Here is a 14460-nt window from a genome sequence, read left to right on the forward strand (position 1 = left end):
ATTTTACAAATGATGAAACTAACAGATCCATATGAAATAGCAAAATTTATAAAAAACTCAACTAAAAAAACACCTGTTAAAGTGTACTTAAAAGGAAAATTGAATAGTGAAGAATACGAAAATGTAAAAATATTTGGATGTGAAAATTCATATATACTTATTGGAGAATATAGCATTATAAATAATATACTAGAAGAAAATAAAGATAATATTATTGATTATCATATAGAGTTTGATAGAAGAAACTCAGCTATACCTATGTACAATTACTTACATAAAGATGCTAGAATTGAACCAGGTGCAATTATAAGAGATATGGTTTCAATTGGGAAAAATGCAGTTATAATGATGGGGGCAGTTATAAATATAGGAGCGGAAATTGGAGAAGGTTCAATGATAGATATGAATGCAGTTATAGGTGCAAGAGGAACTATAGGTAAGAATGTTCATCTTGGAGCTGGAGCTGTTGTTGCAGGAGTGCTTGAACCTCCTTCAGCTACTCCGGTTATTATAGAAGACGATGTAGTTATTGGAGCTAATGCAGTAATACTCGAAGGAGTTAAAATAGGTAAAGGAGCTATTGTCGCAGCGGGTGCTATTGTAACTAAAGATGTTCCAGAAAATGCAGTTGTAGCTGGGTCTCCTGCTAAAATAGTTAAAATGAAAGATGATAAAACAAAAGAAAAAACAAAATTAATGGAAGATTTAAGAGGATAATAAGGTATAGCAGGTATGAAGTCATTGAACAACATACCTGCTTATTTTATTTTGTACTACAATTTGTTTTAGATGGTTTTAAAATATGCTTTTAATGAATTTGAATGCTAATAGTGAAACTGGCAAGGAGTTTACAGAACATGAAGATGAAGAAATAGATTTGTAGTAGAAGGAGAAGTATACTTAGTTTTTGAAGAAGAGTTTCTTTTAAAAGAAGGTGATACAGTTAGAATACTTTCTCACAGAAAGCATAAATTTAGAAATGAAACTGAAAAAAATGTTAGAGTATTGTTTATAAAAAGTAAAATTGTTCTATAAAAAAAACAGTAGGATATATATATCCTACTGTTTTAGTCACGAGCGAAAACTTGTTATACTAAGCAGATTTTTCTTCTTTTTGTTCATTAATTTTCTTTTCGTAGTTGCTATACATTACTAAAGCAACTCCTGAGAAGAATACAGGACCACCTATACTCCAGAGAGTAGATGATATATCTCCATTCATTGCTGGATCTATTATTGTGAAGAAGTTAGCAAATCCAACAGTAAATACAACTACTATAGTAGCTATTAATCCACTCTTATAACTCTTGAATACTACGAATGGTTTTTCAATTTCTTCTTTCTTCTTAAATGGAGCGAATGCACCTGCTATAAACATATATGGAAGTGTCATTGCAACATTAGTCATTAATACTAACTTAGAAAAGAATGCAGCAGCAGCGTCTCCACCGAATGATACCATTAGTATCATAGCTATAACAGTTATAGCTTGGATTTTCATAGCGTTTACAGGCATTCCATCTTCGTTTAATTCACCCATTTTACCTGGCCATAACTCTTTTGGAGTACCTGTTATTATTTGTTTTAATGGAGCATATGTTAATGTGAAAAATGCACCAGTTAATGCAAGTAACATTGATATACCAACATATCTAGCTATCCAGTTACCTAATGATATTGATATAGATTCACTTAATCCAAATGCTTGTCCTAATTCAAATCCCATGTTGTTCATCATTATATATGCAACGTTACCCATGTGTACGTTGTCTGTAGATAATACTTCATTCCAATTTACGAACACACCACATAAGAATATACCAATTGCATATCCTACAGATATTACTATTGCTGATATAGTTATACCTTTAGGGAAAGTTACTTCTGCATTTTCAGTTTGGTCAACCAAACCACCAGCAACTTCTGTTCCACCATAAGCAAATATAGCAAAAACTAAGAATCCTAATATTGCTACAGGATTTTGGAACGATGGATTAGGAGATTGTATAAATGATTGAGAACCAATTATAGGTTGAGCTAATTCTCCACCATTTCCTATTAATATAGCTATTGATCCTACTATTAATACTACGTTTAATAATGCAACTGCAGTACCACCTACAGAAGTTATTTTTTGTATTTTATCTAAACCTTTAGTTGATACTATTGTTACAAATGCTATCCAACAAACTCCTAATATACCTAACGTTTGTGTTGAGCTTAATCCAAATAATGACCATGTTGAAGTTGTATCTGTACCGAATATAGCCGTTGAGAAAACAACCCATATTGCAGATCCAACGTTAACCATCCATATTATATATGAAGCATACCACATAAATGTTCCAATAAAAGCATATTTAGGACCTACAGATTTTGACATCCAAGAATAAATACCACCCTTTTCACTTTTAAATGCAGCACCATACTCTGCCATCATAAATGCAAATGGTATGAAGAATGTTATTGCAGATAAAATGTACCAAGGAATTGCACCATAACCCATTAAGTAGAATGATCTAGGCATATTTGCAAATCCAAATACTGAAGTGAAAATCATTAATACTAATGATACTAAAGTTAATTTTTTGTTACTTTTTAAATTTGATGACATACTATGCCTCCTTGTTAAAATTAATTTGTTTTTTAGACTATATAAATATAATTATATAAAAAAAAATCATAATATAATTATATATGAATATACAAGAAAGGCAATAACTCTACAAAAATTAATAATTTTCACATTCTTTTATAAAATCAGAATAATGTTAATTGTGATATATAAATTTATATTCTTTCATTATTATATAAAAATAGGATTCTTTATAGCTATATAAGGGGATATAATTGAAACGCAATAAAAATTATAAAAAGGAAGGATTGTTCATATTTTTGTATAGTGATTTCAAAATGGTTTACGAAACTTATTTTACATGTATATGTTTAGTGATAAGTAGAATAAAATAATGATAAAATTTTGCTAAAATAATAATTTATTACATTACATAGTATTGGCAAAAGTTAATATAAATATTAAAATAAATTTAAAGCATCTAGAAAAATGTTGCAAATAAATGAGAATATATAGTTATCTAAGGAGGTAATTTTGTGTCTTATAATTCGAAACTTAAAGATGATCAAGTTGATGAATTGTTTAAAGCTATATTAAAACTTGAAAATATAGAAGAATGTTATAGATTTTTTGAAGATATTTGCACTATAAAAGAAATAAAGTCAATAGCACAAAGACTTCAAGTTGCTATATTGCTAATAGAGAATAAAACATATAGTGAAATAGAAGAAAAAACAGGAGCTAGTACTGCTACTATAAGTAGAATTAGTAGATGTTTAAACTATGGGGCTGATGGCTATAAGTTAATATTAGATAGAATGGGATATAAAAAAGAAAGTAGCAAATAATATTAAATTTAAATAAAGACCTTATTTTTACTTTAAGGTCTCTTTTTTGATACTTTTAAATATTAAAATGTAAAAAGAAAGAGATAGAGATAGAGAAATTGGAATTAAAGAAAAAGCAGTATAAGGTGATAGTGTTTTACTTAAAGCACCCATTAGACTATTTAATATCATATTTACTCCTGAAACAAAAGCAAGTATAGTTCCCATAATATATGATGTATTTTCATTAAAAGTCTTTCCTATTATGGTTATAGTTGTAGGAAATACTATGGAGAAGAAAAATCCAGATAAGGAAATTAATATTGTAAACTTATATTTTAGTAAATATCCGCTACTAAAAAATAATAATGATACAATTAAATAAAGTACTATTGATTTTTTTACTCCAAGTTTTTCTACTATAAATCCACCAGTCAATCTTCCTATTGTAAAAACTAAAAAAAACAAAGATGAATAATAAGAAGCTTCATTTATCGTAAAATTATAAGATGTTTGAGCAAAATTAATAAACCAATTTGTAAAACCTACTTCAGAAAAAACATAGAAGCCTAGAGCTAATATGAAAAATATTACTAGTTTGTTTTTAAAAGTTTGAGAAATACTTAACTTTGTTTTTTCGGTTTTAGTTATAGGAAACTTTATAAAAAATGAATAAATAAAAAATACTAAAAACAATATAGTGTTCCACAAGTATATTTGTTTAAATGTAAAGCCTTTTGATATCATTATACCTGAAAAACGTTGACTTATAGTTACTCCAAAACCATAGAAAAAATGTGTTAAATTTATAAGTACAGCTTGGTATGTTATAAATAAAATAGGTGAAATAGAGTTTACTGATATACCATGAAGTCCTGTTCCTATATTTGTTAAAAATACAGCAAATAGTAACGTAGCAAAGTTATAAGAAATAGAATTAATTAAATAAGATATGGTTATTAAACCTATAGATAAAATAATTACTTTTTTTTGACCAAATTTAGAGCAAAGTATTCCTCCTAAATATGTAGAAATTATATAACCTAATATAGCTAGAGAAAACATAAACCCAATTAAAGAATCTGTAATACTGAAAGCTTGCTTGAATTGAGGGACAAATAATCCTCTCATACTTTCTGCAAATCCAATAACCATCATATTTACAAATATAAATAAAATGCTACTTTTATGTTTTAGTTCTTTTAACATATAAAATAAATCCTTTCTAAATGTTAATTTAAAGCAACAATAGACTATCATAATTATTTTATAAAGTCTATATTTAATTATAATGAACTGAAATTTATATTTATAATTAGTAAAATAGAATTATTTTACACGTAGAATATTGCTATTAATTGGCTGATTATGTAAAATGTATAAGTGATATAAATATAATGCTTATATAAGAACGTGTATGTATTATATAAATATAATAATTGAAAAAAGAGTTTAAATTTTGTTTACAAAATATAAAGTAGAATTGTTAGAATATTTTAAGTGTGATAAAATATAGGTAGAATATTGTCGGAATGTGAGGTAGAAATTATGAAAATAACTAACAATATAGAATTGCTTAGTAAAGGGCTTAATGCTTATTCCCTTAAACATGAAGTTATAACAAATAATATATCAAATGCAAATACTCCAAACTATAAAAGAAAAGATGTACAATTTGACGAAATTTTAAAAAAATCTTTACAAAACAATAAATCTGTAGAGTTATGTACTACAAATCAAAAACATATTAAAATGAATAGTGACAGTATAAAACCTAAAATTATAACTAGCCAAAACACTAAATCAAGACTTGATGGAAATAATGTAGACATTGATGTGGAAATGGCACAACTAACAAAAAACTATATTAAATATAGTGTAATCAGCCAACAAATATCAGGTTTATTTAGGAGAATTAAGAATGCAATAAGTGAAGGGAGCAGATAATTATGTCAATGTTTAATTCTATTAATATAAGTTCTTCAGGATTAACTGCTGAAAGACTTAGAATGGATATTATTTCTAAGAATATAGCAAATGCTAATACAACTAGAACAGCTAATGGGACACCTTACAGAAGACAAGTAGTTACATTTAAGACTGCTGAAAATAGTTCATTTAAAGAACATCTGAATAACTCCTTAAATAAAAACATTGCTCAAGGAGTGGAAGTTGAATCTATAAAGGAGGATAATAGTGCATTTAAAAGAGTATATGATCCAGGTCATCCAGATGCAGATAAGGATGGATATGTATTAATGCCTAATGTTAATATAGTTACTGAAATGGTAAATATGATATCTGCAACCCGTTCGTATGAAGCAAATGTTACTGCTTTAAATGCTAGTAAAAGTATGATGATGAAGGCTTTAGAAATAGGAAAATAAAGGAGTAGAACATTATGAATATAAATGATATAAGAAATCACAATCTAACTATCGGTAGTATTGAAAAACAAAATAATAATCAAAAAGAAAAAAGTATTAGCTTCAAAGATTTTTTAAAAGAAAATATATATTTTGTAAGTGATATGGAAAAGCAAGCTAATGATATGAATTTAAAATTTATGAGTGGTGAAGTTGAAAATATTCATGATGTAATGATTGCAAGTCAAAAGGCGGATATATCAATTCAAGCCTTTATACAGGTTAAAAATAAAATTATGGATGCTTATAAAGAAATAATGAGAATACAAATATAGTAATATACCTAGTTTGAAATGAGGTGTATAAATGGGTGATATTTTTTCTAAACTAAAAGATTTTACAAATAACTTTTTTTCTAAATACAATAAAAAACAAAAAATTAGTATGGCTGTAGGGGCTTTTTTAATAGTTTCAATAACAACAGGATCTATTTTATATATTACTAGGCCAGAATATGTAGTTTTATATAAAGATTTAGATTTAAAAGAGTCAGCTCAAATTGCAAAAAATTTAGACGAGTTAAAAGTAGATTATAAGATAAAAGATGAAGGAATTATTCTTGTTAGAAAAGAAAATATAAATAAAATAAAAATGGATTTATCAACAAAAGGTATTCCTGCAGCTAAATTTTCTTACGAAGATTTATTAAATAAAAACACTATGTTCATGAGTGAAGATGAAAAAGAAAGAGCTTTTAACTATGCTCTTCAAAATCAAATAGCTTCAGTTATAGAAGAAATTCCATCTGTAAAAAAGGCTTTAGTTAATCTTAGCATTCCCAAAACCTCAAGTTTTATACTTGATGAGAATAAACAAGACTCAAAGGCATCTGTATTTATAGAATTAAAAGAAGGAGCTGTTTTAGATAAGCAGAGTATAGATGGAATTGCAACTTTAGTTTCAAATTCTGTAGAAGGACTTAATTCAGAAAATGTAACCATACATGACTCTACTGGAAGAGTATTAAATTCAAAAGATAAAAATGAAACCTTTGCATCTTCAAATCAATTAGAACTTCAAAATAAGGTAAAAGAAGATATTGAAGAAAATTTAATAAAGCTTTTATCTCCGGTTTATGGTTATGGAAATGTTTCTGTAATGGCAAGTGTTAAACTTAATTTTGATACTGATATTATGGAAAGTAAAGAATATGAGCCTCCAATAGAAGGAGAAGAAAATGGAATAATAAGAAGTTTACAACAATCTAATGAATCTGTAAGAGATAATCAAAATGGAGGAGTTCCAGGAACTGATAGTAATACAGAAGAGATTACTCAGTATCAGCAAGAGGAAAATACTCAGTCTGCTTATGATAAATCTAATAAGATAGTAAATTATGAAATGAATGAGATAGTAAGAAAAGTTGAAAGATCAAAAGGGCAGATACAAGATATTACAGTTGCTGTAATATTAAACAGTGAGGTATTAGAAGGAAAAGAGCTTAGTGATGATAAGAAAAAAGAAATATCTAATTTAGTTTCAAGTGCTACAGGACTAGATACAAAAAGGGTTGAAGTATATGCTCAATCATTTAATACTGATATAGCTGATGCGCTTAATGATGCTTCTAAAGATCAAGGAACTATTTTACCTATGTGGATGATTATTTTATTAATAATACTTGTTTTAATACCAATATTAGGATTTATCATTTATATTATTATAAGAAATAGAAAAGAAAAAGAGAAAAATCAAAATGTAACTAAAACAGAAGCTGAGAGTATAAATAATATGGAACAAGAAATAGAAGAGTTAGAGTTAGATATAAAAGAGTCAGGGTATAAAAAGAGTATCGAAAATCTCGTTAATAAAAATCCAGAAATTGTATCTCAATTACTAAAAAGTTGGCTAGATGAGAATTAAAGAGGTGATTATATTGCCAAAAGGGTCTAAAAATAAAAATGAAATGACAGGAAAGCAAAAAGCAGCTATACTTTTAATTACTTTAGGTCCAGAGTATTCTGCTAAGATGTTTCAATATTTATCAGAAGAAGAAATTGAAGAAATTACTTTAGAAATTGCTAATATGAAAAAAGTTGAACCAGAAGTTAAGGATAAAATTTTACAAGAATTTTATGAAATTTGTTTAGCACAAGAAGTAATTTCGGAAGGCGGAATAGGATATGCAAAAGATGTATTAGAAAAAGCTTTAGGAACTGATAAAGCAATTGAAATTATTAATAGACTTACAGCATCACTACAAGTTAAGCCTTTTGATTTTGCCAGAAAAGCTGATGCAGCTCAAATAGTAAACTTTATACAGAATGAACATCCTCAAACAATAGCACTTATATTATCGTATTTAGACTCTCAAAAATCAGGTCAGATATTGTCAAGTCTTCCTAATGATAAACAAGCTGAGGTTGCAAAAAGAATAGCTACAATGGATAGAACTTATCCAGAAGTAATAAAAGAAGTTGAGTTGGTTCTTGAAAATAAATTATCTAATTTAGTAACACAAGACTATACAACTGTTGGAGGAGTTCAATCTATAGTTGATATATTAAACTCAGTGGATAGAGGTACTGAAAAATATATTATGGAAGATCTTGAAATGTCAGATCCAGAACTTGCTGAAGAAATTAAGAAGAGAATGTTTGTATTTGAAGATATTATCACTCTTGATAATGTATCTATACAAAGATTCATTAGAGAAATTGATAATAACGATTTAGCGATTTCTCTTAAAGGAGCAACGCAAGAGGTTGCAGATATTATATTTTCTAATATGTCTAAGCGTTTAGCTGAAATGATTAAGGAAGATATGGAGTTTATGGGGCCTGTTAGACTTAAGGATGTTGAGGAAGCTCAGCAAAAAATTGTTAATATAATAAGAAAACTAGAGGAATCAGGAGAAATAGTAATCTCAAGAGGTGGAGGAGATGAATTGATTGTCTAGAGTAATAAAATCTAATCAAGTTAAACTTGTTGAGCAAAAGGTAGTAAAATTCGATTCAACAAAAGGAGCACAGCAAAGCAATTCTTATAATGTAGATATTGAAAAAAATATAGATATTGATAAAATAACTGCTCAAATTGAGCAGTTATTAATAAAAAAAGAAGAAATAAATAATCAAATCCAAAGGGAAAAGGAAATTGCACAAAGAGAAAAAGAAGAAATAGTAAACAAGGCAAAATCAGAATATGAAAATATAATAAAAAGGGCACAAGAGGAATCTCAAATATTATTTAATGATAGAAGAGAAGAAGGATATAAACAAGGATATGAAGATGGATACAAAAAAAGTATAGAAGAGTATAATTCTATAATACAGGAAGCGTTAAGTGTTAAAAATTCTGTCTTGAATTGGAAAAAATCTGAAATAAATAGACTTGAGAAAGATGTAATAAATTTAGTTATACAATCTATAGAAAAAATAATTCGGATTAAATTAGAAGAAGATGATGAATTAATTTTAAATGTTCTAAAAGAAGGATTAGACAAGTTTACTTTCACAGAAAAGCTTATTATTAGAGTGAGCTCTAATGATTTTGATACAGTTAACTTTTCAAAGGGTAAAATACTTGCCATGGCAGCTCATATAGATGATATGGAAATAAAAGTAGATAATTCTCTAGGAAAAGGAGAAGTAATTATTGATACTAATTCAGGAAGTATAAATCCAAGTATTAAAAATCAACTAGAAATATTAAAGGAAGAGTTTTTAAACCTAATTCAAGGTGATGATGAAATATGAAGGCTATAGACATAGGTAGATATTTTCACAAATTAAGAGAAATGAACTTAATTCAATATACAGGAAGGGTATCTCAAGTAGTAGGACTTACAATTGAGTCAAAAGGACCTGCTGTAAAGTTAGGTGAAATGTGCTTTATATATCCAATAAAATCAGATACACCAATATTAGCTGAAGTTGTTGGATTTAAAGAAGAAAAAGTTCTTTTAATGCCACTTGGAGAAATGGATGGGATAGGACCAGGAAGCAAAGTTGTAGCAAGTAGCCATGGCTTAGAAGTTAAAGTTGGAGAAGAGCTCTTAGGAAGAGTTTTAGATGGATTAGGAAATCCTATAGATGGTGGAGAAGATTTAAATCTTAAAGAATCATATCCAGTAATGAATCAACCTCCAGATCCATTGAAAAGAGATAAAATAGTTGAGCCGCTACCTTTGGGAGTAAAAGCATTAGATGGAATTTTAACTTGTGGAAGAGGTCAAAGAATAGGAATATTTGCAGGTTCAGGGGTAGGAAAATCTACACTTTTAGGAATGATTGCAAGAAACACAAAAGCTGATATAAATGTAATTGCTTTAATTGGAGAAAGGGGAAGAGAAGTTAGAGAATTTATTGAAAATGATCTTCAGGAAGAAGGATTAAAAAAATCTGTTCTAGTTATAGCAACATCAGACCAACCACCCTTAGTTAGAATGAAAGGAGCACTGCTTGCAACGTCAATAGCAGAATATTTCAGAGATGCGGGAAAAAATGTTATATTAATGATGGATTCTTTAACTCGTTTTTCTATGGCTCAAAGAGAAGTAGGACTTGCAATAGGAGAACCTCCTGTTACAAAAGGATATACACCTTCTGTATTTGCAGTATTACCAAAACTTTTAGAAAGAGCTGGAAATTCAGATAAAGGCTCTATTACAGGATTATACACAGTTCTTGTAGATGGAGACGACATGAATGAGCCTATAGCCGATGCAGTAAGAGGTATACTTGATGGACATATTGTTCTATCAAGAAATCTTGCAAATAAAAATCACTATCCTGCTATTGAAGTATTATCTAGTGCAAGTAGGGTAATGGCAAATATTACAGATAGAAAGCATGTAGAAACAGCTAACAAATTAAAAGATCTTTTGGCTACCTATAGAGAAGCTGAAGATTTAATAAATATAGGAGCTTATGCAAAGGGGTCTAATCCTAAAATAGATTTAGCTATAGAAAAAATAGATGAAATTAACTCTTTTTTAAGACAGTGGACTCATGACAAGTTTGAGTATGAAGAAGTTATACAAACTCTATTCAAAATATTTGAAGATTAGAGGTGTATATTTTGAAGTATAAATTCAGATTTCAAAAAATTTTAGATATAAAAGATAAATTAGAAGAAAATAAGAAAATGGAAATAAGTAATATTCTTAATGATGTAAATAAAGTAAAAGAGGAACTAGAGTATTTAAGTAAAAGTAAAGAATCTAAGAATATGGAAATAAAAAATGTTATGACAGTAGGTACAAATATAAATACAATAAAATCTATGAATGAATTTATATATTCTATTGATTTAAAGATAAAAAGTATAACTAAAAAACTAAATTTATTAGAAAGAGAATTAGAAATAAAGAAAAAAGAATATATAGAAGTAATGAAGGAGAAAAAAACATTTGAAAAACTTAAAGAAAAGGATATTCAAAAATTCAATGAGAAATTAAAAAAGCAAGAAGAGCAGTTTGTAGATCAAATAGTTACATTTAAACATAGCATTAGTAACTAGGAGGAGAATATGAAGGAGAATATAAATGAAAGTATAGAGGAAAATGAAGTTAAACCAAAAAAGAAAAAATTTAAAATTATATTATTTATAATTTCAATATTATGTATAGCTTTTATTATCCTCTACTTTACAAACTCAGATATAAATACAATGACTAATAATTTACTTAAAAAAGCTCCAATAGTAGGAACTACTTTTGAAGGTATTCCATCTGAAGAGGAAAATGAAGAAAGAAAAAGAGTTCTTGCTAAGTATTATTTATCTTTAGATAATGATAGAACTGTAGACAAGCTTATGATTTTAAAGAAAGAAGATAAAAAATTATATGATGATGTAGTTTTACAGATGAATAAAATAGATTTGTCTAATACAAAAACTATATTAGAAGAAATAAGAAACAAGGAACTTAAAAAAGATATTCTTCAAAGAGAAATAGATACTATGAATGAAGAAAAATTAAATGAAATTAAAGATATATCAAATAATTATTTAAAATTAGGTTTAGTTGGTACGATAAATAATTTAGAAGAAGATATAATTGATTTAAAATTAGATTTTGAAGATGCTGCTAAAATTATGGAAAACTTTAAACCTGAATATGCTGCTAAAGTATTTTATTATATGGACGAAAATATAGCATTAACAATAAAAGAAAACATTTCTAAAACATACAATAAGGAATTAGAAAAAGAAATAATTAAATATGAAGAATATGTAAAAGAAAAAGAAAAGTTAGCTGCAATTTATAAAAATAAAAAACAAGAAGAATCTGCAACGCAACTACAAAATAAAGATATGTATTCATCAGAGGATTTAGGAATAATATTTGCAAATATGGACTACTTAACAGCAGCTAAGATACTTTCAGAATTTCAAGATAGAGAGCATCTAAATTCTGTTTTAAGTCAAATAAAAGATGTAGAGCAGTTGAATAAAGATAATGAAAACTTTACAAATATATTTAGTGATATAAACAATACTTTAAAAATTTTAGATATGTACAAAAGAGATTTAGATACTTTAAAAAGCTCTTACGAAAAAATGACTCCAAGAGAGATAGTAAATTTAGTAAACCAAATGACTAGTAGTAAGCCAAAATTTAAGGAATATAAAATTGATGAAGGAAAAAGCTTTACCATAAGTGAAGAAGAACTTATGATAGAAATTTTAAAAAGGTTAAAGCCAAAATTATTATCTCAAGTAATAGCAAACTTAGATGATGAAAAAGGAGCTGAAATAAGCAGAAAAATAGGTTTGCCAAAGCAGCAAAATTAAGGGGGGAGATTATTGAATAACTTGTTGCCTATAAATTTTAATTTGCAAAGTTCTTTTTCTGTAAAGAGGGAAAAGTTTTTAAAAACACAAAATGCAGATAGTTTTAAAAAAGCAATAGATAAATTCTCTAAAAATGATAGTAATGATAAAATAAGAAATAAAAACAAAAAAAATAAAAATATTAGTAATAAAAAAGAATATGAAAAAGATAGAAATATTGAAAATCAAGAGAATATAAAAAATAAAGATTATAATCAAGGAGAAAATGAAACAAAAGTTGAAGAACATGATGTTGTAGATGAAGTAAAAGTAAGTAAAAGAATGAAAAAAGAAGAACAAACATTAGATGTAGAATTAAAAGAGGATTATAACAAAGATGAATTAATAAAAAAATTAGAATCGATAATAGTTTTTTTACAGGATATAGATTTAGAAGGAATTAACAATCAAAATGAAGTTAATAAAGTAAAAGAAATTTTAACAAAAATATATAATGACATATCTAATAATAATTTAAATAATGAAGAAATTGAAAAACTTTTTGTAAAGTTAGAAGAGGCTGATTTTATACCAGAAGATATAAAAAATAAAATATTAAATGATATTAAAAGAATTAATGATGGAAAAATAGCTGGTAATATTTCTTTAAATAAAAATGATATAAATAATGACAATAATTTAGATACACATAAAAAAAATATAATAGAAATAAAAGAAGATAGGATAAACCAAGAAAACATAGAAATTGAATTTTCAAAAGTACAAAAGGTTAATAAAAATTCTAGCTTAGAAGAAAATTTAAACTTAGATTTTACTCAATATGAAGATGAAGATTTGCAAAAGCTAGAAAAAGAGTTTTTTGGTATGAACGAAATGAATGAAAATGGGTCAAGCATAAACTTACAAAATTTTAATGTATTAAAATCATCACAAGGTATTAAGAATATATCTTCTTCTTTAAACTTAAAACAAGTAAGTAATATAAATCCTAATGATATATTAGAACAAATAACCAAAAAAAGTAAATTAATTATTGATAAAGATAATTCTAGTATGGAAATAAAGTTAGAACCAGAGCATTTAGGGAAATTAACTTTAAAGGTAGTTCTTGAACGAGGTATTTTAAGTGCAAAGTTTATAGCTGAAAATGATGATGTAAAATCAGTAATAGAAAATAACATGGAGGAACTTAAAAATAACCTTTTAGAACAAGGACTCAATATACAAAGCTTAAGCGTATCTGTTGATAGTCAAGGTGATTTAAGTAGACACAAAAATATTTTAGAAGCCATGGCTTATAATAAAAAAAATAGTAAGAACATAAACATAAATGATGTTATTGAAGAAGAAAAAGAAAATCCTTATTTATCTATTGATGATAATTTCAATGGATTAGCCTAGGAGGGAGATTATGAGCATAAATGGAGTACTGCCTAATAATTTTACAAACTATACAGGCTCAGGGAAAGTAATTCCAAAAGATGAAAAGAAAACAACTACTACAACACAAAATACAAGTAGTGTAAATGATAAATCAAATGCATTAACAAAAAGTATGAAGACTCAAATGGGAAAAGATGATTTTTTAAAGCTTCTTACAACTCAGCTTAAATATCAAGATCCATTAAATCCTATGGAGGATAAAGAATTTATATCTCAAATGGCTCAGTTTAGTTCATTGGAGCAAATGCAAAACTTAAATACTGCATTTCAAGATGTATCTAAAGGAATTGTATCGCTAAACAATAACTTTGTAGTTGCCAATAAGAATTTAGAAGAACAAATAGATGAGCTTATAAATGAAATTAAATCTTTAAAAAAAGAACTTTTAGAAGATACTGATGAAACAGAATCTTCTAATGAAAATAGTGAAAGTAAAATTGAATTAGCATAA

15 protein-coding genes and 1 pseudogene are annotated in these 14460 nt (G+C 26.9%); 14 read left to right on the forward strand and 2 right to left on the reverse strand.

Annotation, left to right across the window (positions count from 1 at the left end):
• Window positions 1–9 precede the first annotated feature (9 nt).
• Together dapD and BUA77_RS14770 are read left to right on the forward strand one after the other, a co-directional pair.
• Window positions 10–717 (forward strand): 2,3,4,5-tetrahydropyridine-2,6-dicarboxylate N-acetyltransferase, encoded by a 708-nt coding sequence (dapD, locus tag BUA77_RS00105; protein WP_072886377.1) that lies wholly within the window; start codon window positions 10–12, stop codon window positions 715–717.
• Window positions 718–885: 168 nt separating this feature from the next.
• Window positions 886–1035 (forward strand): annotated as a pseudogene (locus BUA77_RS14770) (cupin domain-containing protein); the annotation flags it as partial.
• Between the two features lie 58 nt (window positions 1036–1093).
• Here BUA77_RS14770 and yjeM read toward each other — a convergent pair.
• A complete protein-coding gene (gene yjeM, locus BUA77_RS00115; RefSeq protein ID WP_072886378.1) occupies window positions 1094–2614 on the reverse strand; it encodes a glutamate/gamma-aminobutyrate family transporter YjeM in 1521 nt (506 codons plus the stop codon).
• Window positions 2615–3111: 497 nt separating this feature from the next.
• On the opposite strand from yjeM, the gene BUA77_RS00120 reads away from it, so the two are divergent.
• Window positions 3112–3423 carry a YerC/YecD family TrpR-related protein gene (locus BUA77_RS00120; protein WP_072886379.1) on the forward strand — a complete coding sequence of 104 codons (312 nt, stop codon included), beginning with the start codon at window positions 3112–3114 and terminating at the stop codon, window positions 3421–3423.
• Between the two features lie 27 nt (window positions 3424–3450).
• Here the strand turns inward: BUA77_RS00120 and BUA77_RS00125 are convergent, their stop codons facing one another.
• A complete protein-coding gene (locus tag BUA77_RS00125; protein ID WP_159428921.1) occupies window positions 3451–4611 on the reverse strand; it encodes an MFS transporter in 1161 nt (386 codons plus the stop codon).
• A 339-nt stretch (window positions 4612–4950) separates the two neighbouring features.
• Here BUA77_RS00125 and flgB point away from each other — a divergent pair, with 339 nt between their 5' ends.
• The 11 genes from flgB to BUA77_RS00180 are packed head-to-tail and all read left to right on the forward strand — an operon-like array spanning window position 4951 to window position 14460.
• On the forward strand, window positions 4951–5349 hold the full coding sequence (flgB, locus tag BUA77_RS00130) for a flagellar basal body rod protein FlgB (RefSeq protein WP_072886380.1): 399 nt from the start codon (window positions 4951–4953) through the stop codon (window positions 5347–5349).
• A gap of 2 nt (window positions 5350–5351) precedes the next feature.
• A complete protein-coding gene (flgC, locus tag BUA77_RS00135) occupies window positions 5352–5789 on the forward strand; it encodes a flagellar basal body rod protein FlgC (protein WP_072886381.1) in 438 nt (145 codons plus the stop codon).
• Between the two features lie 14 nt (window positions 5790–5803).
• Window positions 5804–6103 carry a flagellar hook-basal body complex protein FliE gene (gene fliE, locus BUA77_RS00140; protein WP_072886382.1) on the forward strand — a complete coding sequence of 100 codons (300 nt, stop codon included), beginning with the start codon at window positions 5804–5806 and terminating at the stop codon, window positions 6101–6103.
• 31 nt (window positions 6104–6134) lie between these two features.
• The gene (gene fliF / locus BUA77_RS00145) at window positions 6135–7691 is read left to right on the forward strand and encodes a flagellar basal-body MS-ring/collar protein FliF (protein ID WP_072886383.1); all 1557 of its coding nucleotides are present in this window, start codon (window positions 6135–6137) and stop codon (window positions 7689–7691) included.
• 43 nt (window positions 7692–7734) lie between these two features.
• Window positions 7735–8727, forward strand: coding sequence for a flagellar motor switch protein FliG (gene fliG / locus BUA77_RS00150; protein ID WP_242939058.1), 993 nt, complete (start codon window positions 7735–7737; stop codon window positions 8725–8727).
• The gene (locus tag BUA77_RS00155; protein ID WP_072886385.1) at window positions 8720–9526 is read left to right on the forward strand and encodes a FliH/SctL family protein; all 807 of its coding nucleotides are present in this window, start codon (window positions 8720–8722) and stop codon (window positions 9524–9526) included. The genes fliG and BUA77_RS00155 overlap by 8 nt, the downstream gene beginning before the upstream one ends.
• Window positions 9523–10839: a flagellar protein export ATPase FliI gene (fliI, locus tag BUA77_RS00160; protein WP_072886386.1), complete on the forward strand. Its 1317-nt coding sequence runs from the start codon at window positions 9523–9525 to the stop codon at window positions 10837–10839. Before BUA77_RS00155 ends, fliI begins: the two co-directional genes overlap by 4 nt.
• Window positions 10840–10850: 11 nt before the next feature.
• Window positions 10851–11291 carry a flagellar export protein FliJ gene (gene fliJ, locus BUA77_RS00165; RefSeq protein ID WP_072886387.1) on the forward strand — a complete coding sequence of 147 codons (441 nt, stop codon included), beginning with the start codon at window positions 10851–10853 and terminating at the stop codon, window positions 11289–11291.
• Between the two features lie 9 nt (window positions 11292–11300).
• Complete coding sequence (locus tag BUA77_RS00170; RefSeq protein WP_072886388.1) at window positions 11301–12566, forward strand: MotE family protein; 1266 nt, start codon at window positions 11301–11303, stop codon at window positions 12564–12566.
• 12 nt (window positions 12567–12578) lie between these two features.
• A complete protein-coding gene (locus BUA77_RS00175) occupies window positions 12579–13967 on the forward strand; it encodes a flagellar hook-length control protein FliK (RefSeq protein ID WP_072886389.1) in 1389 nt (462 codons plus the stop codon).
• 10 nt (window positions 13968–13977) lie between these two features.
• Window positions 13978–14460, forward strand: a complete 483-nt coding sequence (locus tag BUA77_RS00180; protein ID WP_084605344.1) for a flagellar hook capping FlgD N-terminal domain-containing protein — start codon at window positions 13978–13980, stop codon at window positions 14458–14460.

It is taken from the genome of Tepidibacter formicigenes DSM 15518 (assembly GCF_900142235.1).
Lineage (GTDB): Bacteria > Bacillota > Clostridia > Peptostreptococcales > Peptostreptococcaceae > Tepidibacter > Tepidibacter formicigenes.

Excerpts from the sequence above, each read along its gene's own strand:
- dapD (WP_072886377.1), top strand. The coding sequence starts at position 10 with ATGATGAAACTAACAGATCCATATGAAATAGCAAAATTTATAAAAAAC.
- yjeM (WP_072886378.1), bottom strand. The coding sequence starts at position 2,614 with ATGTCATCAAATTTAAAAAGTAACAAAAAATTAACTTTAGTATCATTA.
- BUA77_RS00125 (WP_159428921.1), bottom strand. The coding sequence starts at position 4,611 with ATGTTAAAAGAACTAAAACATAAAAGTAGCATTTTATTTATATTTGTA.
- flgB (WP_072886380.1), top strand. The coding sequence starts at position 4,951 with ATGAAAATAACTAACAATATAGAATTGCTTAGTAAAGGGCTTAATGCT.
- flgC (WP_072886381.1), top strand. The coding sequence starts at position 5,352 with ATGTCAATGTTTAATTCTATTAATATAAGTTCTTCAGGATTAACTGCT.
- fliE (WP_072886382.1), top strand. The coding sequence starts at position 5,804 with ATGAATATAAATGATATAAGAAATCACAATCTAACTATCGGTAGTATT.
- fliF (WP_072886383.1), top strand. The coding sequence starts at position 6,135 with ATGGGTGATATTTTTTCTAAACTAAAAGATTTTACAAATAACTTTTTT.
- fliG (WP_242939058.1), top strand. The coding sequence starts at position 7,735 with ATGACAGGAAAGCAAAAAGCAGCTATACTTTTAATTACTTTAGGTCCA.
- fliI (WP_072886386.1), top strand. The coding sequence starts at position 9,523 with ATGAAGGCTATAGACATAGGTAGATATTTTCACAAATTAAGAGAAATG.
- BUA77_RS00170 (WP_072886388.1), top strand. The coding sequence starts at position 11,301 with ATGAAGGAGAATATAAATGAAAGTATAGAGGAAAATGAAGTTAAACCA.
- BUA77_RS00180 (WP_084605344.1), top strand. The coding sequence starts at position 13,978 with ATGAGCATAAATGGAGTACTGCCTAATAATTTTACAAACTATACAGGC.